At 69.8% G+C, this 26,702-nt stretch carries 19 protein-coding genes and 1 pseudogene; 8 read left to right on the top strand and 12 right to left on the bottom strand.

The genetic code is table 11. The annotated features are described in order from the left end of the window. Window positions 1-71: 71 nt before the first annotated feature. The 5 genes from prcA to arc all read right to left on the bottom strand — a co-directional run bounded on the left by prcA (window position 72) and on the right by arc (window position 5,774). Window positions 72-848 (bottom strand): proteasome subunit alpha, encoded by a 777-nt coding sequence (prcA, locus tag H180DRAFT_RS24565; protein WP_055488321.1) that lies wholly within the window; start codon window positions 846-848, stop codon window positions 72-74. Window positions 849-905: 57 nt separating this feature from the next. Then, window positions 906-1,751 carry a proteasome subunit beta gene (gene prcB, locus H180DRAFT_RS24560; protein ID WP_055488320.1) on the bottom strand — a complete coding sequence of 282 codons (846 nt, stop codon included), beginning with the start codon at window positions 1,749-1,751 and terminating at the stop codon, window positions 906-908. A 131-nt stretch (window positions 1,752-1,882) separates the two neighbouring features. Beyond that, window positions 1,883-2,101 (bottom strand): ubiquitin-like protein Pup, encoded by a 219-nt coding sequence (locus tag H180DRAFT_RS24555; protein WP_055488319.1) that lies wholly within the window; start codon window positions 2,099-2,101, stop codon window positions 1,883-1,885. A 140-nt stretch (window positions 2,102-2,241) separates the two neighbouring features. Then, on the bottom strand, window positions 2,242-3,753 hold the full coding sequence (gene dop, locus H180DRAFT_RS24550) for a depupylase/deamidase Dop (protein ID WP_055488318.1): 1,512 nt from the start codon (window positions 3,751-3,753) through the stop codon (window positions 2,242-2,244). Between the two features lie 254 nt (window positions 3,754-4,007). Then, window positions 4,008-5,774, bottom strand: coding sequence for a proteasome ATPase (gene arc / locus H180DRAFT_RS24545; protein ID WP_055488317.1), 1,767 nt, complete (start codon window positions 5,772-5,774; stop codon window positions 4,008-4,010). Between the two features lie 243 nt (window positions 5,775-6,017). Here arc and H180DRAFT_RS24540 point away from each other — a divergent pair, with 243 nt between their 5' ends. Continuing rightward, a complete protein-coding gene (locus H180DRAFT_RS24540; protein WP_055488316.1) occupies window positions 6,018-6,305 on the top strand; it encodes a ferredoxin in 288 nt (95 codons plus the stop codon). A gap of 66 nt (window positions 6,306-6,371) precedes the next feature. Here H180DRAFT_RS24540 and H180DRAFT_RS24535 read toward each other — a convergent pair whose 3' ends face one another. The 3 genes from H180DRAFT_RS24535 to H180DRAFT_RS24525 all read right to left on the bottom strand — a co-directional run bounded on the left by H180DRAFT_RS24535 (window position 6,372) and on the right by H180DRAFT_RS24525 (window position 9,765). Then, window positions 6,372-6,938 carry a hypothetical protein gene (locus H180DRAFT_RS24535; protein WP_254666169.1) on the bottom strand — a complete coding sequence of 189 codons (567 nt, stop codon included), beginning with the start codon at window positions 6,936-6,938 and terminating at the stop codon, window positions 6,372-6,374. 247 nt (window positions 6,939-7,185) lie between these two features. Then, window positions 7,186-8,085 carry a tRNA (adenine-N1)-methyltransferase gene (locus H180DRAFT_RS24530; protein ID WP_055488315.1) on the bottom strand — a complete coding sequence of 300 codons (900 nt, stop codon included), beginning with the start codon at window positions 8,083-8,085 and terminating at the stop codon, window positions 7,186-7,188. A 30-nt stretch (window positions 8,086-8,115) separates the two neighbouring features. Beyond that, a complete protein-coding gene (locus H180DRAFT_RS24525) occupies window positions 8,116-9,765 on the bottom strand; it encodes a site-2 protease family protein (protein ID WP_055488314.1) in 1,650 nt (549 codons plus the stop codon). A 126-nt stretch (window positions 9,766-9,891) separates the two neighbouring features. Between H180DRAFT_RS24525 and H180DRAFT_RS24520 the strand changes: the two genes are divergently transcribed. After that, complete coding sequence (locus H180DRAFT_RS24520; RefSeq protein ID WP_055488313.1) at window positions 9,892-10,779, top strand: RecB family exonuclease; 888 nt, start codon at window positions 9,892-9,894, stop codon at window positions 10,777-10,779. Between the two features lie 43 nt (window positions 10,780-10,822). After that, complete coding sequence (locus H180DRAFT_RS24515) at window positions 10,823-11,491, top strand: response regulator (RefSeq protein ID WP_055488312.1); 669 nt, start codon at window positions 10,823-10,825, stop codon at window positions 11,489-11,491. A gap of 84 nt (window positions 11,492-11,575) precedes the next feature. Here H180DRAFT_RS24515 and H180DRAFT_RS24510 read toward each other — a convergent pair whose 3' ends face one another. The 3 genes from H180DRAFT_RS24510 to metH form a co-directional block, all read right to left on the bottom strand. Continuing rightward, window positions 11,576-13,165 carry an ABC transporter substrate-binding protein gene (locus tag H180DRAFT_RS24510; RefSeq protein ID WP_055488311.1) on the bottom strand — a complete coding sequence of 530 codons (1,590 nt, stop codon included), beginning with the start codon at window positions 13,163-13,165 and terminating at the stop codon, window positions 11,576-11,578. A gap of 435 nt (window positions 13,166-13,600) precedes the next feature. Next, complete coding sequence (locus tag H180DRAFT_RS24505; protein WP_055488310.1) at window positions 13,601-14,314, bottom strand: HAD family hydrolase; 714 nt, start codon at window positions 14,312-14,314, stop codon at window positions 13,601-13,603. Window positions 14,315-14,420: 106 nt separating this feature from the next. After that, the gene (gene metH / locus H180DRAFT_RS24500) at window positions 14,421-17,945 is read right to left on the bottom strand and encodes a methionine synthase (protein ID WP_055488309.1); all 3,525 of its coding nucleotides are present in this window, start codon (window positions 17,943-17,945) and stop codon (window positions 14,421-14,423) included. A gap of 402 nt (window positions 17,946-18,347) precedes the next feature. Here metH and H180DRAFT_RS24495 point away from each other — a divergent pair, with 402 nt between their 5' ends. The 4 genes from H180DRAFT_RS24495 to H180DRAFT_RS24480 all read left to right on the top strand — a co-directional run bounded on the left by H180DRAFT_RS24495 (window position 18,348) and on the right by H180DRAFT_RS24480 (window position 23,456). Further along, a complete protein-coding gene (locus H180DRAFT_RS24495) occupies window positions 18,348-19,178 on the top strand; it encodes an IclR family transcriptional regulator (protein ID WP_055488308.1) in 831 nt (276 codons plus the stop codon). Window positions 19,179-19,421: 243 nt separating this feature from the next. Then, a complete protein-coding gene (locus H180DRAFT_RS24490; protein WP_055488307.1) occupies window positions 19,422-20,174 on the top strand; it encodes an MIP/aquaporin family protein in 753 nt (250 codons plus the stop codon). 109 nt (window positions 20,175-20,283) lie between these two features. Next, the gene (glpK, locus tag H180DRAFT_RS24485; RefSeq protein ID WP_055488306.1) at window positions 20,284-21,834 is read left to right on the top strand and encodes a glycerol kinase GlpK; all 1,551 of its coding nucleotides are present in this window, start codon (window positions 20,284-20,286) and stop codon (window positions 21,832-21,834) included. Window positions 21,835-21,839: 5 nt separating this feature from the next. Beyond that, a complete protein-coding gene (locus tag H180DRAFT_RS24480) occupies window positions 21,840-23,456 on the top strand; it encodes a glycerol-3-phosphate dehydrogenase/oxidase (protein ID WP_055488305.1) in 1,617 nt (538 codons plus the stop codon). Between the two features lie 203 nt (window positions 23,457-23,659). On the opposite strand, the gene H180DRAFT_RS24475 is transcribed toward H180DRAFT_RS24480, so the two are convergent. Next, the gene (locus H180DRAFT_RS24475) at window positions 23,660-25,372 is read right to left on the bottom strand and encodes a glycoside hydrolase family 13 protein (protein WP_055488304.1); all 1,713 of its coding nucleotides are present in this window, start codon (window positions 25,370-25,372) and stop codon (window positions 23,660-23,662) included. A gap of 308 nt (window positions 25,373-25,680) precedes the next feature. On the opposite strand from H180DRAFT_RS24475, the pseudogene H180DRAFT_RS24470 reads away from it, so the two are divergent. Then, window positions 25,681-26,529 (top strand): annotated as a pseudogene (locus H180DRAFT_RS24470) (PAC2 family protein); the annotation flags it as partial. Between the last annotated feature and the right edge of the window lie 173 nt (window positions 26,530-26,702).

Raw genomic sequence — 26,702 nt, 5'->3', positions numbered from 1 at the left:
CCCAACAGCGCGTGCCCCGCAGGGTGTTGACCCTGCGGGGCACGCACTTGAGAGGACTGAGTCCCTTCGCGCTACTCCTCCGGGTCGCCCTCGGAGGGTTCCTCCGCGTCACCGCCGGACGAGGACGAGCTGGAACCGCTCGTGCTCTCGTCCTCCCCCAGCAGACGCCGCAGCTGACTTCCCAGCACTCGCTTGAACTTGCGCTGCTGGACCCGGGTTCGGTCGAGGAGCGCGACCTCCAGCTGATCGGCGGTCACCTCGCGTTCCCCGCCGTTGTTGTCACGCGCCAGGGACTCCTTGCCGAGCTTGACGGCCTCGGCCAGCGTCATGTCGTCGCGGTGGCGCTGTTCCAGGTAGCTGTTGATCTGGTCCGAATTCCCGCCCACCGCGAGCGAACCGTGCTCGTCCACGATGGAGCCGTCGTGGGGAAGCCGGTAGATCTGGTCGTCCTCAGGAGCGGCGCCGACCTCGGCGACGATCAGCTCTACCTCGTACGGCTTCTCCGCCGCACTGGAGAAGATCGTCCCGAGCGTCTGCGCATAGACGTTCGCGAGACCACGGGCCGTCACATCGGCGCGGTCGTAGGTGAATCCGCGAAGATCCGCGTAACGGACGCCGCCGATGCGCAGATTCTCGAACTCGTTGTACTTGCCCACCGCAGCGAACGCGATGCGGTCGTAGATCTCGCTGATCTTGTGGAGAGAACGCGAGGGATTCTCCGCGACGAACACGATGCCGTCGGTGTACTGCAGCACGACCACGCTGCGGCCCCGGGCGATGCCCTTGCGGGCATACTCGGCGCGGTCCGCCATGGCCTGCTGTGGTGAGACGTAGAACGGCGTCGACACCGGCTATCCGTCCCTTCCTTCTCCTGTCAGAGGGCACCGAAGGCCCCGTGGCCTTCGTCAGGTGAGCGGGGCCTGCGGCCCGTTGGGCTGCTGGAGCCGGCCCTCGTGCATCGTGCGTACGAGCCCGGAGACTTCCTCCTCGGACAGCCTCCGGCAGCCCTCGTCGGAGATGACCGTGAGCGTCGGATAGATCTTGCGCGTCATGTCCGGGCCGCCCGTCGCCGAGTCGTCGTCGGCGGCGTCGTAGAGAGCCTGCAGCGCCACCGTGGAGACCTGCTCCTCCGTCAGGTCCTCCCGGTGCAGCTTCTTCAAGGAGCCGCGCGCGAAGACCGAGCCGGAACCGACGGCGGTGAAGCCCACCTCCTCGGAGCGGCCGCCCGTGACGTCGTAGGAGAAGATGCGGCCCTTCTCCCGGTCCACGTCGTAGCCCGCGAAGACCGGGACGACGGCGAGGCCCTGCAGTGCCATGCCGAGATTGCTGCGGATCATGGTGGAAAGGCGGTTGGCCTTGCCCTCCAGCGACAGCGACGAGCCCTCGACCTTCTCGAAGTGCTCCAGCTCCAGCTGGAAGAGCTTCACCATCTCCACCGCGAGCCCTGCTGTGCCCGCGATGCCGACGGCCGAGTACTCGTCGGCCGGGAAGACCTTCTCGATGTCCCTCTGCGCGATGACGTTGCCCATCGTTGCGCGGCGGTCGCCCGCGAGCACCACACCGCCCGAGTACGTCGCCGCGACGATGGTCGTCCCGTGCGGAGCCTGGACGGGACCCTCGAGGGCGGGCAGGCGCCGGCTGCCGGGCAGCACCTCAGGAGCGTGCTCGGACAGGAAGTCCATGAACGAGGACGAGCCGGGCGTCAGGAAGGCAGCGGGCAGACGCCCTGTGTCACGAGTGTTGGCTTCCACACGTTTCCTTCCACGGATCGGAAGTCGGTTCAGAAGAGATCTTGGAATACTGCACGGACCATACCCTCAGGCCCGGAAGTCATCCGTCCTGCGCCCCCGAGACCCGGGGACGCAGGACGGTGATCACGCGATTACTCTCCGCCCTTCTGAACGAAGGACCGCACGAAGTCCTCGGCGTTCTCCTCGAGGACGTCGTCGATCTCGTCCAGGACGGAGTCCACATCGTCCGAGAGTGCTTCCTGGCGCTCCTTGAGGTCCTCGGAGACCTGTGCCTCGTCAGTCTGTTCCTCGGTTTCCTCGGTCTGGCGGGTGGCCTTCTGCTGTCCGCCGCCGGTGTCCTTGGTCGCCATATCCTCACCCCGCTCGGTTCGGTGTACGCGTGACGTACAAGATCAGACCCTACAAGCAGGGACTGACATCGGCCCTTCACTTCTCCAACGTCGGAGTACCACCTCGGTGATTCCCGCATGCGGCACCGAATAGCCGTATCTCAGCCTCCGGAAAGCACTCTCACCAGCTCCTCCGCGCTGCGGCAGCGGTCCAGGAGCTCCTTGACGTGGTCCCGGGTGCCGCGCAGGGGCTCCAGAGTGGGCACTCGTTGCAGAGAGTCACGCCCCGGCAGGTCGAAGATGACCGAGTCCCAGGATGCGGCGGCCACGTCGTCCGCGTACTGCTCCAGGCAGCGGCCGCGGAAGTAGGCGCGGGTGTCCTCCGGCGGCTTGCCGACGGCGCGCTGGATGTCTTCCTCCTCGAGCAGCCGCTGGATGCTGCCGCGGTTCGCCAGGCGGTTGTAGAGACCCTTGTCGGGACGTACGTCCGCGTACTGCAGGTCCACAAGGTGCAGCCGTGCCGCGTCCCAGCCGAGCCGGTCACGACGGCGGTAGCCCTCCATGAGCTCGCGCTTGGCGACCCAGTCCAGCTCCTTCGAGAGGCTCATCGGGTCCTGCTCCAGCCTCGTCAGGACGTCTTCCCAGCGGGTCAGCACGTCCTGGGTCTGCTCGTCGGCGTCGGCGCCCCAGCGCTCCTCGACGTACTTGCGCGCAAGCTCGCAGTACTCCATCTGGAGCTGCACGCCGGTGAGGGTGCGGCCGCTGCGCAGCGTGATCAGCCGCCCCAGCGTCGGGTCGTGCGAGACCTGGTGCAGCGTACGGACGGGCTGGTCGACGGCGAGGTCCACCGCGATGAAGTTGTCCTCGATCATCGACAGCACGAGTGCCGTCGTGCCGAGCTTGAGGTACGTGGAGACCTCCGAGAGGTTCGCATCGCCGATGATCACGTGCAGGCGGCGGTACTTCTCGGCGTCCGCGTGCGGCTCGTCCCTGGTGTTGATGATCGGCCGCTTCAGTGTCGTCTCGAGGCCGACCTCGACCTCGAAGTAATCGGCTCTCTGGGAGAGCTGGAACCCGTGCTCGCTGCCGTCCTGCCCCAGGCCGACGCGGCCGGCGCCGCAGACCACCTGGCGGGAGACGAAGAAGGGCGTCAGATGGCGCACGATGTCGGAGAACGGCGTCTCCCGCTTCATCAGGTAGTTCTCGTGCGTGCCGTAGGAGGCGCCCTTGTTGTCGGTGTTGTTCTTGTAGAGGTGGATCGGCTGTGTGCCGGGGACCTCGGCCGCGCGTTCGGCGGCCTCCGCCATGATGCGCTCCCCTGCCTTGTCCCACAGGACGGCGTCCATGGGGCTGGTCACCTCGGGCGCGCTGTACTCGGGGTGGGCATGGTCGACATAGAGACGGGCGCCGTTGGTGAGGATCACATTGGCCAGGCCGATGTCCTCGTCGGTGAGCTGGCTGGCGTCGGCGGACTCCCGTGCCAGGTCGAAGCCGCGGGCGTCCCGCAGCGGGTTCTCCTCCTCGAAGTCCCAGCGGGCACGGCGTGCCCTGTGCATCGCCGCGGCGTAGGCGTTGACGATCTGGGACGAGGTGAGCATGGCATTGGCGTTGGGGTGACCGGGTACGGAGATCCCGTACTCCGTCTCGATTCCCATCACTCGCCGTACGGTCATGCGGCCCTCCTTGCCCGGTGGCTTCCCGCCTGTGGGCCGCCACTCAAGTCCCGCTGCGCATCCGCCCCGTCTGCGGTCCTTCCCTCAGCACTGCGCACAGCGGCACTACGGACGAGCCTAGAACCCACGGGCTGAAGTCGGGAGATCACTCAGCGGACTTCCTAGGACTACTCAAAAAGGATCCGGCCACGGACGCCCTCCCCTGCCTTCGGCGGGGGTCCACCTGGGGCGTCCGCAGCCGGATCGCTGTCTGCTTACAGGTACTGACCGGTGTTGGCCACTGTGTCGATGGAACGGCCCGTGTCCGCACCCTGCTTTCCGGTGACCAGCGTGCGGATGTAGACGATCCGCTCGCCCTTCTTGCCGGAGATGCGGGCCCAGTCGTCGGGGTTGGTGGTGTTCGGCAGGTCCTCGTTCTCCTTGAACTCGTCCACGCACGCGGCGAGCAGGTGGGAGACACGCAGGCCCTTCTGGTTCTGGTCCAGGTAGGCCTTGATCGCCATCTTCTTCGCCCGGCCCACGATGTTCTCGATCATGGCGCCGGAGTTGAAGTCCTTGAAGTAGAGCACTTCCTTGTCACCGTTGGCGTAGGTGACCTCCAGGAAGCGGTTCTCCTCGGACTCCGCGTACATCTGCTCCACGACGGACTGGATCATGGCGTCGCACGCGGCATTGGCGTTGCCGCCGTGCTCCGCGACGTCGTCCGCGTGCAGCGGGAGGTTCGCGGTGAGGTACTTCGAGAAGATGTCCTTGGCGGCCTCGGCGTCCGGACGCTCGATCTTGATCTTCACGTCGAGACGGCCGGGGCGGAGGATCGCCGGGTCGATCATGTCCTCGCGGTTGGAGGCACCGATGACGATGACGTTCTCCAGGCCCTCCACACCGTCGATCTCGGAGAGCAGCTGCGGGACGATCGTGTTCTCCACGTCCGAGCTGACACCCGAGCCGCGGGTGCGGAAGAGGGAATCCATCTCGTCGAAGAAGACGATGACGGGCGTGCCCTCGCTCGCCTTCTCCCTGGCCCGCTGGAAGACGAGGCGGATGTGCCGCTCCGTCTCGCCCACGTACTTGTTGAGCAGCTCCGGGCCCTTGATGTTGAGGAAGTAGCTCTTGCCCTGGGGCTTGCCCGTGACTTCGGCCACCTTCTTGGCCAGCGAGTTGGCGACGGCCTTGGCGATCAAGGTTTTGCCGCAGCCGGGCGGCCCGTAGAGCAGCACGCCCTTGGGCGGGCGCAGTTCGTGCTCCTTGAAGAGATCCGGGTGCAGGTAGGGCAGTTCCACGGCGTCGCGGATCTGCTCGATCTGACCGCGCAGGCCACCGATCTTCTGGTAGTCGATGTCGGGGACCTCTTCGAGGACGAGCTCCTCGACCTCGCTCTTGGGCACGACCTCGAAGACGTAGCCGGAGCGCGGCTCCAGCAGCAGGGCGTCGCCCGCGCGGAGCGTGGTCTCCAGCAGGGGCTCGGCGAGGCGCACGACCCGTTCCTCGTCGGTGTGACCGACGACCAGGGCGCGCTCTCCGTCCTCGAGGACCTCCTTGAGCATGACGATGTCGCCGGCGCTCTCGAACTCCATGGCCTCGACCACGTTCAGCGCCTCGTTGAGCATCAGCTCCTGGCCGCGCCGGAGCTCCTCGAGCTCGACGCTGGGGCTGACGTTCACGCGGAGCTTGCGTCCGCCGGTGAAGATGTCGGCTGTGCTGTCCTCGTTCGCCTTGAGGAACACTCCGAAGCCGGCCGGCGGCTGCGCGAGCCGGTCGACCTCTTCCTTGAGCGCCACGATCTGATCGCGCGCTTCACGGAGAGTGTTGGAGAGCCGCTCGTTCTGTGCTGAGACCCCGGCCAGATTCGTCTGAAGCTCGACGATCCGCTCTTCAAGAATCCGGGTGTGCCGCGGGGAGTCGGCGAGCTTGCGGCGCAGGACGGCGATCTCCTGCTCCAGGTACGCCACCTGGCCCGACGGGTCTTCGGAACCCCGACCGGGCCGGATGCCGCGGTTGATGTCGTCGTCGTGGGCTGCCACGGTCCTCACCTCCTCCAGGGGGAGCTGGACGCTTCCTGACCCTACCTGGGCGGGTACAGGTTGAAACCCTAGATCACAAAGACGGTCACGGTGTGTCTGATCTTCACCCTTGCGCACTCCCTCACGCCAGGGGAATACCCACCCATGACCATCCGAAAGCGGCCGGTTGTAGGGTCGGAACGGTCAACACCCCAACATGGACAGCAGCTTTCCATCACGAACGCAGGAACGGCAGGCGACAGGATGAGCACCGGCAACGAGGCACTCGAGGTCTGGATCGACCAGGATCTGTGCACCGGAGACGGTATCTGCGCGCAGTACGCACCTGAGGTGTTCGAGCTGGACATCGACGGCTTGGCCTATGTGAAGAGCGCCGACGACGAGCTTCTCCAGGACAAGGGAGCGACGACTCCCGTGCCCCTTCCGCTCCTCGACGACGTCGTGGACTCGGCCAAGGAGTGCCCCGGGGACTGCATCCATGTCCGCCGTGTTTCGGACAGTGTCGAAGTCTACGGCCCCGATGCCGAATAGCGCGGTGAGTGACAGACGCTCACGCTGAGTTCCCGAAGGGCGGGACGGGAGACGGTCCGTTACGGCTCAGATGCTCTTCGGGCTGCCCGGCACAGGCGCCGCACTGAGCGCGAACTTGCCGTCCTTCCACTCCCACTTCACCTTCCGCTGCCTGTCCGGGCAGCAGCTCGGAACCGACGGTGAGGAATAGCCCAGCAGCTTGGCCGAGACCGTACGGCCGCTGACTCGGAGATCCTGGACGGTCATCCGCTCCTTGGTGCGCAGCATGGTTGCGACCACGCGGGGCGCCTGGCCGGGGCGGGCCCCGGAGGCCAGCACGAAGAGCGCGTTGGGCGGAGAGCCCGTACCGGAGTGGCAGCGCACCGACGCGACGGTCTCCTGGCGTCCGTCGCCGTCGAAGTCGGCGGAGCCCTTGTCGACGACCTCGACCGGCACGGACGGACTGCCGCAATCGACGGGGAAGTCGGCCTTCTTCGGGTCCGGCGCAGGGCCCGGGGCGGCCGTGGTGGATGTGGGCTGTGCGCTGGCGTCCGTGGGCTGGACGAGGGCCGAGGCTCCGACGACGGCGGCGAGGGCCACGGCGGTGCTCAGCCAGTGCACCATGCGGGTACGGGTGTGCGGCAGTTCCGTCACGCCGGGTGACTCCTGTGAGAAGTGTGCTTGGGGGTGCCCAGCATGGTGCCACACGTCACACCGCACCGGAACGGGCGGGACTGCGGTTGTGCGCACGGCCGCTGACGAGGCGTCAGCGAAGACTCTCCAACGCGCGTGCCCCGTCAGGGTGTTGAGGCGTACCTGACGGGGCGGGCACCTTGCGCGCATGTTCGGGCCGGATGCCGCACAGCGGCGGCGCGGGACCGCGGCGGCCCCAACGGGCGGTTCAGGAACGGCCCGAGGTGCTGCCGGGGCCCGTGTAGTCCTCCCCGTACGCGCCCTTGGCGGGACGGCGCCGGCGCAGAGGCGGCTCGACGCCGTCCGCGAGCCGGCGTGCGGTGAGCAGGAAGCCGGTGTGCCCGATCATGCGGTGGTCGGGGCGCACGGCAAGGCCCTCCACATGCCAGTTGCGCACCATCGTCTCCCACGCCTGCGGCTCGTTGAACGTGCCGTGTTCGCGGATCGACTCGACCATGCGGGCCAGTTGCGTCGTGGTGGCGACGTAGCTGCACATGATGCCGCCGGGCACGAGCGCCTTGGAAACGGCCTCCAGACACTCCCACGGGGCGAGCATGTCGAGGATGACGCGGTCGACGTCGCTGTCCGTGAGCTGGTCCTGGAGGTCTCCGACGGTGAGCGTCCAGGCGGGGTGCGGTTGTCCGAAGTAGCGCTCGACGTTCTGCCGGGCGATGTCCGCGAAGTCCGCGCGCCGCTCGTAGCTGTGCAGCATGCCGCTGTCGCCGACGGCGCGCAGCAGGAACATGCTCAGCGACCCGGACCCGACACCCGCCTCCACGACCCGCGCGCCGGGGAAGATGTCGGCCATGGCGAGGACTTGGCCCGCGTCCTTGGGATAGACGACGGCGGCGCCGCGCGGCATGGACAGGACGTAGTCGGGGAGCAGGGGGCGCAGCGCGAGGTAGGCGACGTTTCCCGTGGTACGGACGACACTGCCCTCGGGAGCGCCGATCAGCTCGTCGTGGGGGAAGGCTCCCTTGTGGGTGTGGAAGCTCTTTCCCTCTTCGAGCGTGAACGTGTAGTGGCGTCCCTTGGGATCGGTGAGCTGGACCTGGTCCCCGACCTTGAAGGGCCCGCGACGGCGGGCTGCACCGGTCGGTTCGGACATGTGCACAGACTAACGGGTCTGGTCAGGGCCTCACGCCGAGGGCTTGGCCATCGCCGCGACGAAGGCACGCTCGACGTCGCCGGCGGAGAGCACTCCGTAGATCTCGCCGGTCTCCTCGACCACCAGGTACTCCGTCGCCGGCGTGGCACGCAGATACTCCAGCAGCTCCTCGCCCGCCAGCTCCGCGGGGACGCGCATCCCCTCCCTCAGCTCCTGGGCGAGGCTGGAGACCGCGACCCACGGGCGGCGGTGCGAGGGGACTCCGGCGATGGCGGCCTCGCGCACGAGTGAGACGGGACCGCCGGCGCCGTCGACCACGACCAGGGCGCGGGCTCCGGCGTCGTTGGCGCGGCGCAGCGCCTCCGAGAGCGGGGTGTCGGTGGGTACGGGGACGGCGCGCCTGGTGAGCTTGCGTGCCCGCAGGTCGGGGAGGTGTTCGCGCAGCCGCGCCATGCGGAGGCTGTTGCCGGCGCCGGTCCAGATGATGGCGGCAAGGATCGCGGCGAGCAGCGCGTCCATGATCGAGTCGACGCCGCCGATCGTCTCCTGCGTGAATCCGCCCGCATGCGTGGCGAGCGGCAGCCCGATCAGGACGGCGATCGCCAGGGCCCGGCCGATCCAGGCGGCGAAGACGGTGCCCGTCATCGGACGGCCGCTCAGCTTCCACACGAGAGCGCGCAGCATCCGGCCGCCGTCCAGGGGCAGTCCGGGGAGAAGGTTGAAGGCCGCCACGATCAGGTTGGAGAACATCAGCCCGGCCAGCAGCACCCCCGGAACGGTGCCGGGCTGCACGGCCTGCATGCCCCCGTAGAAGACCCCGGCGAGCGCGAGGGAGAGCAGCGGCCCGACGAAGGCGAGGACGAACTCACGGCCGGGGGTCTCGGCCTCCTTCTCGATCTCGGAGACGCCACCGAAGAACTGGAGCTGGATGCGCCGCACGGGCAGCTTGAAGCGCAGCGCGGCGATCGTGTGGGCGAGTTCGTGGACGAGGACCGAGGCGTAGAAGGCGACGGCGAAGAAGAGCGCGATGAGGTAGCGCACAGCTCCGAGATGAGGCAGGAGTCGGTCGAGCTGGCCGCCGAAGACCCAGGTGATGAGGGCGGCGACGAGGAACCAGCTCGGCGCCACGTAGACGGGGACGCCGAACGGGCGGCCCATCAGGATGCCGCCTCCGAACGGGCGTGCGCGCCGGGGCTTGTCGGGGCCCAGGGCGCGCGGACCGGGGGATGCGACGCCGGTACGCGCACGGCCCTGAGCGGAGTCGGCGTCAGGGGCCGCGTCGTAGGGCGGGTCGGGTGCCTGGCCGCCGCCGGCCGCGGTGCCGGACGCGGGGGCGGGGGCGGGGGCGGGGCGCGGCTCGGGCTCCGCCTGCGCGGCGGGGCCGGGGGAGGAACGGTCCGCGGGTGCCGCTTCACCGCTGGTTGCAGGTCCGGGTGCGGGTGCGGGCGACTCGGCGGCGGCCGTCCCGGCCTCCTGTCCGGGTCCGGGGTCCGTCGTGTCCTGCGGCTTCGTCCGCGTGCCGTCCTCCGTCCCGCCCGGCGTGGAGGTGTCCGCCGGCGGACCGTCCGGGTACGGCGAGGCGTCCGGACGGTCCGGGAGAGGTGCCGTGCCCTCCCCTGCCGTTCCGGAATCACCGGAGCCGCTCCAACGCGGCCTGCCGCCGTTTTCCGTCTCCGCCACGGGTTCCCCTCTGCTGCTGCTTCGCACTCCGCTGCGCTGCCGTTTCCCCGGATGGCGTGCAGGGCGGGTGCGCCGTCTTCGATGGTATGCGTCCGTTGTCGGTGCGGGGCCCTAGGGTCGTACGTCATGACCACCCGCGTCGCATCGCCGCCGAACTCCCTCTCGCCGTCCCGCGCCAGCGACTTCATGCAGTGCCCGCTGCTCTACCGCTTCCGGGTGATCGACAAACTGCCGGAGAAACCTTCTGCGGCCGCCACGCGCGGAACGGTCGTACACGCCGTCCTTGAGCGGCTGTTCGACTCCCCCGCGGATCAGCGCAGCCTGCCGCGCGCCCGGTCGCTCGTCACCCGCGAGTGGGAGCGCCTGCTGGCCAAGAGGCCGGAGCTGAAGGAGCTGTTCGCGGAGGACGGGCAGGAGGCGCCGGACGGCACCCGGCTCGCTGCCTGGCTCGCGGAGGCCGAGGCGCTGGTCGAGCGGTGGTTCTCGCTGGAGGATCCCACTCGTCTGGAGCCCGCGGAGCGGGAGTTGATGGTCGAGGCACGGCTGGATTCGGGGCTGCGGCTCCGCGGCATCATCGACCGCGTCGACGTCGCACCGACCGGCGAGGTGCGGATCGTCGACTACAAGACGGGCAAGGCCCCGCCCCCGCAGTTCTCCGACGGGCCGCTCTTCCAGATGAAGTTCTACGCACTGGTGGTGTGGCGGCTGCGCGGCATCGTCCCCCGCCGTCTCCAACTGGTCTTCCTGGGCAGCGGAGACGTGCTGACCTACGACCCCGGCGAGGAGGACCTGCTCCGCGTCGAACGCAAGCTGCTGGCTCTGTGGGAGGCCATCACGAGGGCGACGGAGACGGGCGACTGGCGGCCCAGCCCGGGCAGGCTCTGCGGTTGGTGCGACCACCAGGCGCACTGCCCGGAATTCGGCGGCTCTCCCCCGCCCTACCCGCTCACTGTGCAACCGCGGCTGCCCGAGCAGCGCGAGGACGGGGCAGGGGGCTCCGCAGCCGGGGACTAGGCAAGAATGGGGCCTGTCCGTGCCACCCGTCCGAGGAGATCCCGTGGCTATCCGCGTCCTGTTGGTCGACGACCAGCCGCTGCTGCGCACCGGCTTCCGCATGATCCTCGAGGCGGAAGCGGACCTCGCCGTGGTCGGTGAGGCGGGCGACGGGCTTCAGGCGCTGGACCAGGTGCGGGCGTTGCAGCCCGATGTGGTGCTGATGGACATCCGCATGCCGCGGATGGACGGGGTGGAGGCCACTCGCCGCATCACCGGACCGGCGAAGGACGGGCCCGCGAAGGTGCTCGTGCTGACCACCTTCGACCTCGACGAGTACGTGGTCGAGGCGTTGCGTGCCGGAGCGAGCGGCTTCCTGCTGAAGGACGCGCCGGCCCCGGAGCTCGTGCAGGCGATCCGCGTGGTCGCCGCCGGCGAGGCAATGCTGGCTCCGAGTGTCACGCGCCGCCTGCTGGACAAGTACGCGGGGAAGCTCCCCTCGGGCGAGGAGCCCGTGCCGGATGCCCTCCACCAGCTGACGGAGCGTGAGGTGGAGGTGCTGAAGCTGGTGGCGCGCGGCCTGTCGAACTCGGAGATCGCCGCCGATCTCTTCGTCAGCGAGACGACGGTCAAGACGCACGTCGGGCACGTGCTGACCAAGCTGGGTCTGCGCGACCGCGTGCAGGCCGCGGTGTACGCGTACGAGAGCGGGCTGGTGCGGCCCGGCGCGTGAACGCCACGCCCCCCTCCGGGGCGGGCACCGCCTCCTCGGGGCGGGCACCTCACGCGCGGGGCCGCACCCGCGGTCCCATCGCCGTCAGCTGTCGGCGTTGCGGCCCAGTTCCCACAGCTGCAGCACCGACGAGGAGTTGAGCGCCCACTCCGCGCCCGTGATGTCGTCCCGTGCCGCGATGTACTGCTTGCCCTGCCACAGCGGCAGCACCGGCACCTCGTCGGCCACGATGTCCTGCGCGCGGGCGAAGCCGGCCTCGGTGCGGATGCGGTCGGTCTTCTGCCGGGTCTGCGGGATCACCTTGTTCCGTATCTCGGAACTGACGTACGGGGTGTTGAGGAAGTTGTTCCGTTCGAAGAAGGGCGCAATGTAGTTGTCGGCGTCCGGGAAGTCGGGGAACCAGCCGTAGCCGTAGATCTGGTACTTCCCCTTGAGCGCGTCCGTCCGGTAGGTGTCCCACGGAAGGCCCCGCATCTCGACGGCGAACAGGCCGCTGTCCTCGAGCTGCTTCTTCAGCTGGCGGAACTCCTTGGCGGTGACGCTGCCGTAGTGGTCGGTGGTGTAGGCGAGCTCGACCTTCACCGGCGGCACGAGGCCCGCGTTGCGCAGGGTGCGCCGTGCGGAGTCGGTGCCGGCCTCGCCGTACTTGTTGAAGAAGGAGTTGCGGTGCCCGGGCACGCCCGAGGGCACCAGGGAGTAGAGCGGCTCGGCGGTCCGTTCGTAGACGTCGCGCACCAGGGACTCGCGGTCGATGACCTTCGCCATCGCCCGCCGCACCGCGAGGCGGCCCGCCGTCTCGTCGTCGGTGTTGAAGACGAGATAGCGGATCTCCTGGCCCGGTTGCTGCACGAGGCTGATGTTGTCCTCGGGCGCGGATTCGAGCCTGTCCACCTGCTTCGGGGAGATGGTGCGGTTCATCACGTCGATGTCTCCCGCGCGCAGCGCCTTCTCCATGGCGCCGGAATCGCGGAATGAGCGCAGTTCGACCTTTTCGCTGCGGACCTTGAGCCCGCCCTTGTAGTCGGGATTGCGGGTGAAGACGGTCTTGCCCGCGTCCGCGTCGACTTCGAGCGTGAACGGGCCGGAACCGACCGTCTTGAAGCCCTTCGCAAGGCCGTTCTCGGGATAGCTCTGCTCGTCGACGATCGAGGCGGCCGGGGTGGCGATCTTGAACGGGAAGGTGGCGTCCGGCTTGCGCAGCTGGAAGACGATCTCGCGGTCGCTGGTGGCCTTGACCTTGGATATCCCGCTGAGCAGCGAGGCGGGTCCGTTGGCGAAGCGGATGCGCAGGGTCCGGGCGATGGAGAACTCGACGTCCCTGGCGTCGAGTTTGTGCCCGTTGGAGAAGGTCAGGTCCTTGCGCAGGGTGCAGCGGTACTGCTCGTTCTGCGCGTCGGTGAATCCGCAGCTCTCCGCCGCGTCCCTGACGGGCCGTGTGCCGGAGCGCGGCATCCGCAGCAGCGTCTGGAACGCGTTGCGCATGACGTTCCAGGAGGTGACGTCGTACGCCGCCGCCGGGTCCAGCGGCGCGGGCGATCCCTTCGAGAGGGTGAACGTGTCGGTGGTGCCGACGACGACGGCCGGGGCGTCGCTTCCGGTGACCTCTCCGCACGCGGTGAGCAGGGATGCCAGGAGTCCGGCCGCGGCCGTCACCGCCAAGGGTCTGAACTTCATCGGGCACGGTCCTCTCGGCCGGCCGCACCGGTTGCGGCACGGAGGAAATGACAGGCCGTTAACGGACTCGGCCGGTAGTTCCTGAACGTGCCCCCTCCACAACGGACTTGGAGCCCGATGAGGATCACCTCCGGTGTTTCGCCGTACGGACCGCGCGGCGCGGCGCGCCCCCGGGCCCTGATGCCGGGGGACGCGGCCGGAGCGGCAGCCACGGCACTGCGGCGGAGACCGCCGCATACCGCAGAGGCCGGTGGTCCGGCACCGACGCGAAGTGCTCGTGAATGTCACAGCGCCGGTAACGCCGCGTCAAGAGGGTGGAGCCACGTATTCATCAACAGCAGCCACCTGCACCTCCGTTGCTGCGGCGGCACAAGCCCCGCACAGGCGCCGCGGGGCGAGCCCGCGCCCCCTGGGGCCGCGAACGTGCGGGAAGCCTCAGGAGACGCTCTGGTGGGCCATCAGGACCAGGGAACGCAGGAAGGCGAGGTTCACTTCTTCGAGCGATTCCACGACGGTGCGCCCTGCGGCGGCCTCGATCGGGGTCACGGAGGGCACCGCCACCACCCGGCACCCGGCGGCCTCCGCCGAGGCAACTCCCGTCACCGTGTCCTCGATGACGGCGCAGCGCGCCGGGTCGGCGCCCAGGCGCGCCGCAGCCGTCAGATAGGGGTCGGGGTGCGGTTTCGTTCGGGTCAGCTCGTCCCCGGCGACGGTGAGGTGGAAGTGCTCGCTGCCGAGGGAGACGAGCATTTCGTCGACGACTTCGCGGTGCGACGCGGAGACCAGCGCGGTGGGCACACCGTGCAGCGACAGCTCGGCGAGGAGCCGCCGGGCGCCCGGTGCCAGCTGAACGCCGCGCCGCAGCCGCTCGATGAACTTCTCGTTGAGCAGGACGGTCAGCTCCTCGACCGTGATGTCGGCCTTCGTCGCCTCGATGAGGAAGCCCGCGCTGCGGGTCATCGGGCCGCCCACGACGACCTCACGCCATTCGTCCTTCAGTACGTGTCCCAGCTCCGCGAATGCCTCACTCTCGGCGTCCCACCAGAAGCCTTCCGTGTCGACCAGGGTGCCGTCCATGTCGAGGAGCACCGCCTGCAGCGACGAGCCTTCGGCCGTAAGAGTGCCGAGTGCGGGGATGGAGCTGGTCATCCGCGTACACCTCCGTGAGGGACAACAAGGCCGGCCGCCCGCCCCACAGGAGCGAACGACCGGCCTGTACCGGATCGACCATTCTACGACGGTCCGGCCGGACCCGTTATCGGGCGTTGAAGTACTTGGCCTCCGGATGGTGGATGACGATGGCGTCCGTGGACTGCTCGGGGTGCAGCTGGAACTCCTCCGACAGCTCCACGCCGATGCGCTCGGGCTGCAGCAGGTCCGCGATCTTCGCCCGGTCCTCCAGATTGGGGCAGGCGCCGTAACCGAGGCTGAAGCGGGCGCCGCGGTACTTCAGGGCGAACATGTCGGCCATCGCGGCCGGGTCCTCCGCGGCGATGTCCAGCTCGGCACGGACACGGGCGTGCCAGTACTCGGCGAGGGCCTCCGCGAGCTGGACGGACAGGCCGTGCAGCTCCAGGTAGTCCCGGTAGGAGTCGTTCGCGAAGAGCTCGGCCGTGACCTCGCCGATCTTCGAGCCGACGGTGACGACCTGCAGCCCGACGACGTCCTGCTCGCCGGACTCCTCCGGGCGGAAGAAGTCCGCCAGGCACAGCCGCCTCCCCCGCCGCTGCCGCGGGAAGGTGAAGCGGGTGCGCTCGCTGCCGTCCTCGCCCAGCAGGATCAGGTCGTCACCCTTGGAGACGCACGGGTAGTAGCCGTAGACGACGGCCGCCTCCAGCATGTTGTCCGTGTGCAGCCGGTCCAGCAGGCCGCGCAGGCGGGGGCGTCCGTCGGTCTCCACCAGCTCCTCGTAGGAGGGGCCGTCGCCGGTGCGGGATTCCTTCAGGCCCCACTGGCCCTTGAAGAGCGCGCCCTCGTCGATCCAGGACGCGTAGTCCTTCAGACCGATGCCCTTCACGACGCGGCTGCCCCAGAAGGGCGGCGTCGGCACCGGGTTGTCGGTGGCGACGTCGGAGCGCACCGACCCGTCGTTGACCTCCTCCTCCGGCACCTCACCGGCGGCGGACGAGGGGCGCTTGGGCACGCGGCGCTGCTTCAGCGGCGGCAGCTCCGCTCCGGGGACGCCGCGTTTGACGCCGATGAGCGCGTCCATCAGACGAAGGCCCTCGAAGGCATCGCGCGCGTAGCGGACCTCGCCCTCGTAGATCTCGTGCAGGTCCTGCTCGACGTAGGCGCGCGTGAGCGCGGCACCGCCGAGGATGACCGGGAAGTCCGAGGCCATCCGGCGCTGGTTCAGCTCCTCCAGGTTCTCCTTCATGATCACCGTGGACTTCACCAGCAGGCCGGACATGCCGATGACGTCGGCCTTGTTCTCCTCGGCCGCGTCGAGGATGGCGCCGACGGGCTGCTTGATGCCCAGATTGACCACGTTGTAGCCGTTGTTGGACAGGATGATGTCGACGAGGTTCTTGCCGATGTCGTGCACGTCGCCGCGGACCGTGGCCAGGACGATGGTGCCCTTGCCCTCGTCGTCGGTCTTCTCCATGTGCGGTTCGAGATGGGCGACCGCGGTCTTCATCACCTCTGCCGACTGGAGCACGAACGGCAGCTGCATCTTGCCCGCGCCGAAGAGTTCACCGACGACCTTCATTCCGGCGAGGAGCGTGTCGTTGACGATGTCGAGTGCGGGCCGCTCCTCCAGCGCCGCGTTCAAGTCGTCTTCCAGGCCGTTGCGTTCGCCGTCGATGATGCGCCGCTGGAGACGCTCGTCCAGGGGCAGGGCGGCCAGTTCCTCGGCCTTCCCGGCCTTCATCGCCTTGGTGTCGACGCCCTCGAAGAGCTCCAGGAGCTTCTGCAACGGGTCGTAGCCCTCGCTGCGCCGGTCGTAGATCAGGTCGAGGGCGGTGGTGACCTGCTCCTCCTCCAGACGTGCGATCGGCAGGATCTTGCTGGCGTGCACGATCGCCGAGTCCAGGCCCGCCTTGACGCATTCGTCGAGGAAGACGGAGTTGAGGACGATGCGCGCCGCCGGGTTGAGCCCGAAGGAGATGTTGGAGAGGCCGAGCGTCGTCTGCACGTCCGGGCGGCGCTTCTTGAGCTCCCGGATGGCCTCGATGGTGTTGATGCCGTCCTTGCGGGACTCTTCCTGGCCCGTGCAGATGGTGAACGTCAGGCAGTCGATGAGGATGCTCGACTCGGCGATGCCGTAGTTCGTGGTCAGGTCGTCGATGATGCGCTCGGCGATGGCGACCTTGTTCTCGGCGGTGCGGGCCTGGCCCTCCTCGTCGATGGTCAGGGCCATCAGGGCCGCGCCGTGCTCTCGGGCCAGGGTGGCGACGCGGGCGAAGCGGGACTCGGGGCCGTCCCCGTCCTCGTAGTTGACGGAGTTGATCACGGCGCGGCCGCCGAGCTTCTCCAACCCGGCCTGGATCACCGGGACTTCGGTGGAGTCGAGCACGAGCGGCAGGGTGGAGGACGTCGCGAAGCGCCCGGCGAGTTCCTGCATGTCGGCGACGCCGTCGCGGCCCACGTAGTCGACGCAGAGGTCGAGCATGTGGGCGCCCTCGCGGATCTGGTCCCTGGCCATCTCGACGCAGTCGTCCCAGCGTCCGTCGAGCATCGCCTCGCGGAACTTCTTCGAACCGTTGGCGTTCGTACGCTCACCGATCGCCAGGTACGAGGTGTCCTGGCGGAAGGGGATCATCTGGTAGAGGGATGCGGCGGCCGGCTCGGGCTGGGGCGTGCGCGGCGCGGGTTCCTTGCCACGCACCCGCTCGACCAGCTGGCGCAGGTGTTCGGGCGTGGTGCCGCAGCAGCCGCCGACGAGGGAGAGGCCGTAGTCACGGACGAAGCCCTCGTGGGCGTCGCACAGCTCTTCGGGCGTGAGCGGGTAGTGGGCGCCGTCCTTGCCCAGTACGGGCAGGCCGGCGTTGGGCATGCAGGAGATCGGCACCTGGGCGTGCTGCGCGAGGTAGCGCAGGTGCTCGCTCATCTCGGCGGGACCGGTGGCGCAGTTGAGGCCGATCATGTCGATGCCCAGCGGCTCCAGCGCCGTGAGGGCCGCGCCGATCTCGGAGCCCAGCAGCATCGTGCCGGTGGTCTCGACGGTCACGGAGCAGATCAGCGGCAGGTCGTGGGCCCCTGCGACGTCCATGGCACGGCGGGCGCCGATGACGGCCGCCTTGGTCTGCAGCAGGTCCTGCGTGGTCTCCACGAGGAGTGCGTCGGCACCGCCGGCGATCATGCCTTCGGCGTTCTGCTGGTATGCGTCGCGCAGCGTGGCGTAGGGGGCGTGGCCCAGCGTCGGCAGCTTGGTGCCGGGGCCCATCGAGCCCAGCACCCAGCGCGGGCGGCCGTCGGCCTCGAACTTGTCCGCGACGTCGCGGGCGATGCGGGCGCCCGTCTCGGACAGCTCGAAGACGCGGTCGGTGATGTCGTACTCGCCCAGGGCGGCGTGGTTGGCGCCGAAGGTGTTGGTCTCGACGCAGTCCACGCCGGCTTCGAAGTACTCGGTGTGGACGGACCGCACGATGTCGGGGCGGGTCACGTTGAGGATCTCGTTGCAGCCTTCGAGCTGCTGGAAGTCGTCGAGCGACGGGTCCTGCGCCTGAATCATGGTGCCCATCGCGCCGTCTGCGACGATCACGCGCTCCGTGAGCGCCTTGCGAAGAGCTGCTCCCCGCGGGAAGGCGGATTCGGGCGTACTGCTCGGCGAGGCCATGAAGGGTTCTCCCTAGAGTGCGACGGCTGTCGGCTATGCGTCCCGCCACTCCGCTGAGGGCGGCGCACCTGATCAGGGTATCGGGCGAGCACAAGTGCGCAGCCGGGCATTCCACGCAGCGGGACGGGACGGGGCGCCTTCCACGTGGCGAGAAGGGGCGGGGGACGCGGTTTCCAGCAACCGGAGGGGGCCGGCGGGGACCGGGAACGAAAGGGCCGGTGAGACGCCGGGCGGCACCGGCCCTTACCTGGGCCTGAGCGCCTGGCGGGGGCGCGAAGACCATCCGGAGCGCTCACCCAGCAGTGGGACCGGGCTACCGTCCGTCGACATCAAGCGATACCGTTCGGCATTGTCGAACCCAATTCAGAGCGGCCCGTTGCGAGCAGGTCAGGGAGGTGCCCGGTGGCCCGGACCATCCAGTCCCTCGAGCGCGCTGCAGCCGTGCTGCGTCTCCTGGCGGGCGGTGAACGCAGGCTCGGCCTGTCCGACGTCGCCTCGTCCATGGATCTTCCGAAGGGCACCGCCCACGGCCTGCTGCGCACCCTCCAGCAGGAGGGCTTCGTCGAGCAGGACGAGGCCACCGGCAAGTACCAGCTCGGCGCCGAGCTCCTGCGGCTCGGCACCAGCTATCTGGACGTGCACGAGCTGCGCTCCCGGGCCCTGGTGTGGGCGGACGACCTGGCGCGGTCCAGCGGGGAGAGCGTCTACCTCGGCGTTCTGCACCAGCAGGGCGTGCTGATCGTGCATCACGTCTTCCGGCCGGACAACAGCCGCCAGGTGCTGGAGGTGGGTGCGATGCAGCCGCTGCACAGCACGGCGCTGGGCAAGGTGCTCTCCGCGTTCGACCCCGTGGCGCACAGCGAGGCGGTGGACGGCGAGCGACGGCGCTTCACGGAGCGCACGGTCACCTCCCTCGAGGAGTTCGAGGGCGTACTGGAGGTGACGCGGGCGCGCGGCTGGGCCGCCGACGTGGAGGAGACGTGGGAGGGACTGGCGTCCATCGCGGCGCCGATCCTCGACCGCCGCCGCATGCCGGTCGGCGCGGTCGGCGTCACGGGCGCGGTGGAGCGGGTCTGCGAGGACGTCACGGCCGCGGCGGTCGGCGTGGGCGCGACCGCCGCCAACGGAAACGGCGATCCCGCCGGCGAGCCGGAGCTGAGGCCGCTGCTCGTCGCCGCCGTACGCGACTGCGCCCGTGCCGTCTCCAGGGATCTGGGCGCCCGCCGGTTCTGAGCGGCGCTCCCCGTCCGGTGGCACCGGCTCGCCGGGCGCCGCGAGGAGTCTCGGCGCGGCACCCGGCGCCACCCCCTGCCCGGAGTTGATCTCCCCAGCACAGAGGGACTGCGGGAGTCCTCGGTCACACCCCTTGACGGGACGACGACCAGGGACAAAACTGCCGAGTCGGCGGTCGGCATTGTCGAACGATGGACGGAACCGACCCGCCCTCCCCATCTGGACAAGACAAAGGAGTCGCGGGTGTCCAGCTCCGACATCTTCTTCAGCGAAGTCACAGGTACCGCTCTGCTGATCCTGCTCGGCGGCGGCGTCTGCGCCGCCGTGACCTTCAAGCGCTCAAAGGCATTCAACGCCGGCTGGGTCGCCATCGCCTTCGGCTGGGGCTTCGGCGTCCTGACCGGCGGCTACGTGGCCCAGGTCTCCGGTGCCCACCTCAATCCGGCGGTCACGCTGGCCCTCGCGATCGAGGGAACGACCCCGTGGGGCGACGTCCCCCTCTACTGGTTCAGCGAGACGCTCGGCGCCATGATCGGCGCGGTGCTGGTGTGGCTCGCGTACTACGGCCAGTTCCACGCGGACCTCAAGGAACCGGAGATGGCCGAGCGCAAGGGTGAGAACCCCGGCCCAGTGCACGGCGTCTTCTTCACCTCCCCCGAGATCCGGAACACCTGGCAGAACGTCGTCACCGAGACCATCGCCACGTTCGCCCTCGTCATCGCGGTCCTCAACCTCGGACTCACCAAGGGCGTCGGGGTCAGCGGCACGGGTGTGCTGATCGTGGCACTCGTCGTCGTGGGCATCGGCCTGTCGCTCGGCGGGCCGACGGGATACGCCATCAACCCCGCACGTGACCTCGGTCCCCGAATCGTGCACGCCCTGCTGCCGCTGCCCAACAAGGGCGGCTCCGGCTGGTCCTACTCCTGGATACCGGTCGTGGCCCCGCTGCTCGGCGCCGCGCTGGCCGCCGGCCTGCACCAGGTCGCGTTCGCCTGAGCCCGTTGCTGCCGGGCCGCCCGGCCCGGCAGCCTGCGGGCACGGCCCGGGACGTCCCCGGCCCGATGGCCGAGAGCCCCAACCCACCCAGAACACCTTGGAGCAGGACATGAGTGAGACCGAGAACCAGTCCGCGGGCGCTTCCACGCACGGCGAGGGCCCCTTCATCGCCGCCATCGACCAGGGCACGACCTCCAGCCGCTGCATCGTCTTCGACAAGGACGGCCGCATCGTCGCCGTCGACCAGAAGGAACACGAGCAGATATTCCCGAAGCCGGGCTGGGTCGAGCACGACGCCGCCGAGATCTGGACCAACGTCCAGCAGGTGGTCACGGGCGCCCTCGACCAGGCCGGCATCACCAAGTCCGACGTGGTGGCCCTCGGCATCACCAACCAGCGCGAGACGACGCTGCTGTGGGACAAGGCGACCGGCGAGCCGGTGCACAACGCGCTGGTCTGGCAGGACACCCGCACGGACGCGCTCTGCCGCGAACTGGGCCGCAACGTCGGCCAGGACCGCTTCCGCCGCGAGACGGGCCTGCCGCTCGCCTCCTACTTCTCCGGCCCGAAGATCCGCTGGCTGCTCGACAACGTCGACGGACTGCGTGAGCGGGCCGAGCGCGGCGAACTCCTCTTCGGAACCATGGATTCCTGGGTCATCTGGAACCTCACCGGCGGGCCGGACGGCGGGCGTCACGTCACCGACGTGACGAACGCCTCGCGCACCATGCTGATGAACCTGCGCTCCATGAAGTGGGACGAGAAGATCTGCGACTCCATGGGTGTCCCCATGTCGCTGCTGCCCGAAATCCGTTCCTCCGCCGAGGTGTACGGGGAGGCGACGGGAGCGCTCGCCGGAGTGCCGGTGGCCTCGGCCCTCGGCGACCAGCAGGCAGCGCTGTTCGGCCAGACCTGCTTCTCGGAGGGCGAGGCGAAGTCCACCTACGGCACCGGAACGTTCCTCCTGCTCAACACCGGCCACGAGGCGGTCAATTCGTACAACGGGCTGCTGACGACGGTCGGTTACCGCATCGGTGACGAACAGCCCGTCTACGCCCTGGAAGGCGCCATCGCCGTCACCGGTTCACTGGTGCAGTGGATGCGCGACCAGATGGGCCTCATCAGCACCGCGGCGGAGATCGAGACCCTCGCGAGCTCCGTCGAGGACAACGGCGGCGCCTACTTCGTACCGGCGTTCTCCGGCCTGTTCGCACCGTACTGGCGCGACGACGCGCGCGGCGTGATCGCCGGCCTCACCCGGTACGTGACCAAGGCGCACCTCGCCCGCGCGGTCCTGGAGGCGACCGCATGGCAGACGCGCGAGATCGTCGACGCGATGCAGAAGGACTCCGGGGTCGAGCTGACGGCGCTGAAGGTCGACGGCGGCATGACGTCCAACAACCTGCTGATGCAGACGATGTCGGACTTCCTCGACGCACCGGTCGTGCGGCCGATGGTCGCGGAGACCACCTGCCTCGGCGCGGCGTACGCGGCAGGGCTCGCCGTCGGATTCTGGTCCGACACCGAAGAGCTGCGCGCCAACTGGAAGCGGGCGGCGGAATGGACGCCCGACATGGAAGCGGCCGATCGCGACCGCGAGTACAAGAACTGGCTCAAGGCCGTCCAGCGGACCATGGGCTGGATCGAAGAGGAGAACTGAACCACATGAACACCCTGCAGAGCGTCCCCACCCTCGGGACGCACCCGGCTGCCGGCGGCAATCCCAGCCGTGCCGAGACCAGGGAGCTGCTCGCGGGAGCAACGTACGACCTGCTCGTGATCGGCGGCGGCATCCTCGGAACCTCGGTGGCCTGGCACGCCGCGCAGTCGGGACTGCGGGTGGCGATGGTGGACGCCGGCGACTTCGCCGGCGCCACCTCCTCCGCCTCCTCCAAGCTGGTGCACGGCGGGCTGCGCTATCTGCAGACCGGAGCGGTGAAGCTGGTGGCGGAGAACCACCACGAGCGGCGGGTGCTGGCCAAGGACGTGGCCCCGCACCTGGTCAACCCGCTCAAGTTCTATCTGCCCGTCTACAAGGGCGGGCCGCACGGTGCGGCGAAGCTGGGCGCCGGCGTCTTCGCCTACAGCGCGCTCTCCGCGTTCGGTGACGGCGTCGGGCGCCTGGTGTCGCCGTCCCGTGCGGCGGCGGACAATCCCGGGCTGCGCACGGAGAACCTGCGGGCGGTCGCGGTCTACGGCGACCACCAGATGAACGACTCCCGCATGGCCGTCATGACGGTGCGCGCCGCCGTCGACTCGGGTGCCGTGGTGCTCAACCACGCGGAGGTCACGGATCTGCGCCGCACCTGCGGCCGCGTCACCGGCGCCGAGCTGCGCGACCGCATCGACGGCAGCGAGTTCGGGGTCGACGCCCGGCTGGTCCTCAACGCGACCGGCCCGTGGGTGGACCACCTGCGCAGGCTGGAGGACAAGGGCGCCGCTCCCAGCGTCCGGCTCTCCAAGGGCGCGCACCTGGTGCTGCGCCGCAAGGCGCCCTGGCGGGCGGCGATGGCGACGCCGATCGACAAGTACCGCATCACCTTCGCGCTCCCGTGGGAGGACCAGCTGCTGCTGGGCACCACCGACGAGGTCTACGAGGGTGACCCGGGTGACGTCGCCGCCACCGAGGCCGACATCCAGCAGATCCTCGACGAGGCCGCCTTCTCGGTGCGGGGCGAGCACCTCTCCCGCGACCTGATCAGCTACGCCTTCGCGGGTCTGCGCGTGCTGCCGGGCGGCCCCGGCGGCGTGACGGCGGCGAAGCGGGAGACGGTCGTCAGCGAGGGCATCGGAGGGATGCTCTCGGTCGCCGGCGGCAAGTGGACGACGTACCGGCACATCGGACGCGCCGTGATGGACAAGCTGGCAAAGCTGCCCGGAGGTTCCATCGGGCAGGACATGGAACCGGTGCGGGAGCTGGTACGCCGCACTCCGCTTCCCGGCATCTCCAACCCGAACGCGGTCGCCCACCGGCTGCTGGTCGACCGCGAACGTGAACCGGGGCCGCGCATGGACCCGATGACGGCTCGTCATCTGGCCACCCACTACGGCTCGCTCTCCTTCGACATCGCACGGCGGGTCAACGAGGACCCGTCGCTGGGCGAGCGCATCCACCCGGACGGGCCGGAGATCTGGGCCCAGGTCGTGCACGCGCGGGACCGGGAATGGGCGGAGACCCTGGACGACGTGCTGCGGCGGCGCACCACCCTCACGATCCGCGGTCTGGACACCGAAGAGGTGCGTGAGCGCGTCGGGGAGCTGCTCGCGCAGCGCGGCAGCTGACCCTCCGGGACGGGGCGGCCACCGGGCCGCACGCGAGAGGGGGCGGAGCGCGCCCTCGTGCGGCCGTGACGGGACCGCACGGGGACGCACGCGGGCGGGTCACGCCGAGGGCGGGGCCCGCCCGCCGTACTTCCCCGGCCCCGGGCCCGGCCCCCGCTCGTCCCTTCCCGCCCGTCCCTTCCCGTTCTTCCCTTCCCGGCAGGTCAGCCCTCGGCGCCGCCGGGTCCGAGCCAGACCGCGGTGTCGGGTTCGAGCAGGCCGGTGTGCGGGAGGGGGCCCTCTCGGCCGGGAGCGCCCGCCGTGCCGTCGCTCGCGAGCAGCGGCACGGCGCCCTCCGGCAGCGGTACGGGCCGGCCCGAGAGGTTGACCCGGCACTCGAACAACCTGCCCCTGCGGAAGGCGAGTTCGCCCTCGGCCGCGTCCAGCCACTCCAGGCGGTCGCCACCCGGCCGGCCGCGGAAGCCGCGGCGCAGTTCCAGCGCGGTGCGGTACAGCTCGAGGAAGGAGCCCTCCACGCCGCTCTGCGCCTCGGCCGAGTGGGCTCCCCACCCCTCGGGCTGCGGGAGCCAGCTGCCGCCGGGGCCGAAGCCGTAGGAGGGGCCCTCCTGGCACCACGGCAGCGGTACGCGGCAGCCGTCCCGGCCCTTCTGCGTGCGCCCGGTGCGTTCCCACATGGGGTCGCGCAGCGCTTCGGCGGGCAGGTCCGCGACCTCCGGCAGCCCCAGCTCCTCGCCCTGGTACAGGTATGCCGTGCCGGGCAGGGCCAGGGTGAGCAGGGCGGCCGCGCGGGCGCGGCGCCGGCCGAGTTCCACGTCGGCAGCGGGCGCGCGCCCGTCACGGGCCAGCCACTCGGCGAAGTCGGTGCCCTCCGGCAGGCCGTAACGGGTGGCGTGACGCACCACGTCGTGGTTGGAGAGGACCCAGGTCGGCAGAGTGCCGACGGAGCGTGCGCCCCGGAGGGACTCGTCGATGACGCTGCGGAAGGACTCCGCGTCCCAGGGGCAGCGCAGATGGAAGAAGTTGAAGGCCTGGTGGAGTTCGTCGGGGCGGGTGTAGAGCGGCAGCCGTGCGGCGCTGACGCCCGCTTCGGCGACGGCGATGCGGGGCGGCTCGTAGCTGTCGAGGATCTTCCGCCAGGAGCGGTAGACCTCGTGGACCTCGTCGCGGTCCCAGAAGGGGTGATCGTCGCCCTGCGGCGGGGAGTTCAGGGGGGCGGCGTCGTTGCCGAAGGTGTGGCGCAGAGGCGGTGCGAGGTCCTTGCGCAGGCCGTGCGCCACATCGACGCGGAAGCCGTCGACGCCGAGGTCCAGCCAGAAGCGCAGTGTGCGCTCGAAGTCCGCGGCGACCTCCGGGTTCTCCCAGTTCAGGTCGGGCTGTTCGGCGGCGAATATGTGCATGTACCACTGCCCGTCCGGGGTCCTGGTCCAGGCGGGGCCGCCGAACTTGGACTGCCAGTCCGCGGGCGGCTCACTGCCGTCGGGCCGGCTTCCGTCACGGAAGTGGAAGCGGTCGCGGGCGGGTGAACCGGGCGGGGACGCCAACGCCTCTGCGAACCACGGGTGTTGGTCGGAGCAGTGGTTCGGGACGATGTCGATGATGACCTTCAGGCCGTGCCCGTGGGCGCGCGAGAGGAGGTCACGGAAATCGTCGAGGGTTCCGTGCCGCGGGTCGACACCGCGGTAGTCGGAGACGTCGTAGCCTCCGTCCGCCCACGGCGAGGGGTAGAACGGCGTCAGCCAGACCGCGTCGACGCCGAGCTCCGCCAGGTGACCCAGCCGGTCGGCGGCACCGCGCAGGTCGCCCATTCCGTCGCCGTCGGAGTCCGCGAAGCTGGGCACGTAGATCTGGTAGACGACGGCGTCGCGCCACCAGTCGTCGGTCGTTGCGATGGGCTCTCGGAGCGTGCGGGCTGTCACGTTGTCCTCTCACGAAGCGGCGCAGTCGGCGGCCCGCCCGTCCGTCCGGATGCGGACCATGCCGACGGGCACTGTACGTACACCGCCGCCGTCCGCCCGAGGCGGCTGCCGCCTCCGGCCCCGTGAGGAATGCCGCGCAGGTCGAGGAGAGGGCCCGCGCAGCGGCGGGTTTCCGCTGATTCGGGGCGTACGGGTGCGGCCGGGGCTGCGGTCCGCGCGGGCTCACGCCGTAGGCTGGTTGCCGCACGGAACGGAACGGCAGCCGGGTGCGCGTCCACGCACACCACCCGGCCGGAAGGAGGCGCTGGGTGATCGAGCTCGAGGGAGTTCCCGAGCTGGTCGACCCGGTCATGGTGGCCGCGTTCGAAGGCTGGAACGACGCCGGCGACGCAGCCTCCACCGCGGTCGGGCACATGGAGCGGGAGTGGAAGGGCGAGGTCTTCGCGGCGCTGGACGCGGAGGACTACTACGACTTCCAGGTCAACCGGCCGCAGGTGTGGCTGGACGGCGGCTCGCGCAAGATCACATGGCCCACGACCCGGCTGGCCGTCGTACGCGTCGACGACGCGGGCGGCAAGGGAAGACCACGTGACCTGGTGCTGGTCCGCGGGATCGAGCCGAGCATGCGCTGGCGCTCCTTCTGCAACGAGATCCTGGGCTTCGCGCACGAGTTGGGCGTCGAGATGGTGGTGGTCCTGGGAGCGTTGCTGGGCGACACCCCGCACACCAGGCCCGTCCCGGTGACGGGCGTGACGTCCGATCCGGACCTGGCCCGCACCATGAACCTCGAGGAGTCGAGGTACGAAGGGCCGACGGGCATCGTCGGCATCCTCCAGGAGGCGTGCACCCACGCCGGTGTGCCGGCGGTGAGCCTGTGGGCGTCCGTGCCGCACTACGTCTCCCAGCCGCCCAACCCGAAGGCCACGCTGGCCCTGATCAACCGGCTCGAGGACCTGCTCGGTCTGAACGTGCCGCTGGGCGAACTCCAGGAGGACGCGCGGGCCTGGCAGCTGGGCGTGGACCAGCTCGCCGCCGAGGACAGCGAAGTGGCGGAGTACGTGCAGTCGCTGGAGGAGGCACGGGACACGGCCGAGCTGCCGGAGGCCTCCGGAGAGGCCATCGCGAAGGAGTTCGAGCGGTATCTGCGGCGGCGTGACGACGGCCCGGGGACCGGGCTGGGCGGCAGCGCCCGGGAATCCGGGGCGGGTTCGCCCCCCGCCTTCGGAGGCGAGTCCCCGAGGCGCGGTCCGGGCGGCGGACGCTCCCGCCCGGCAAAGCCCTCTGCCAAGGGCGGCGCCGCCGGGGGCCCGAAGGACGACGGCGAGGACGA

The organism is Streptomyces sp. WMMB 322, assembly GCF_900090145.1.
Taxonomy (GTDB): domain Bacteria; phylum Actinomycetota; class Actinomycetes; order Streptomycetales; family Streptomycetaceae; genus Streptomyces.
Note: the sequence above shows the minus strand (reverse complement) of the source record. Positions and strands in the feature narration are given on the sequence as shown.

Excerpts from the sequence above, each read along its gene's own strand:
- H180DRAFT_RS24555 (WP_055488319.1), bottom strand. The coding sequence starts at position 2,101 with ATGGCGACCAAGGACACCGGCGGCGGACAGCAGAAGGCCACCCGCCAG.
- dop (WP_055488318.1), bottom strand. The coding sequence starts at position 3,753 with ATGACCGTACGGCGAGTGATGGGAATCGAGACGGAGTACGGGATCTCC.
- H180DRAFT_RS24540 (WP_055488316.1), top strand. The coding sequence starts at position 6,018 with ATGAGCACCGGCAACGAGGCACTCGAGGTCTGGATCGACCAGGATCTG.
- H180DRAFT_RS24530 (WP_055488315.1), bottom strand. The coding sequence starts at position 8,085 with ATGTCCGAACCGACCGGTGCAGCCCGCCGTCGCGGGCCCTTCAAGGTC.
- H180DRAFT_RS24520 (WP_055488313.1), top strand. The coding sequence starts at position 9,892 with ATGACCACCCGCGTCGCATCGCCGCCGAACTCCCTCTCGCCGTCCCGC.
- H180DRAFT_RS24510 (WP_055488311.1), bottom strand. The coding sequence starts at position 13,165 with ATGAAGTTCAGACCCTTGGCGGTGACGGCCGCGGCCGGACTCCTGGCA.
- H180DRAFT_RS24505 (WP_055488310.1), bottom strand. The coding sequence starts at position 14,314 with ATGACCAGCTCCATCCCCGCACTCGGCACTCTTACGGCCGAAGGCTCG.
- metH (WP_055488309.1), bottom strand. The coding sequence starts at position 17,945 with ATGGCCTCGCCGAGCAGTACGCCCGAATCCGCCTTCCCGCGGGGAGCA.
- glpK (WP_055488306.1), top strand. The coding sequence starts at position 20,284 with ATGAGTGAGACCGAGAACCAGTCCGCGGGCGCTTCCACGCACGGCGAG.
- H180DRAFT_RS24480 (WP_055488305.1), top strand. The coding sequence starts at position 21,840 with ATGAACACCCTGCAGAGCGTCCCCACCCTCGGGACGCACCCGGCTGCC.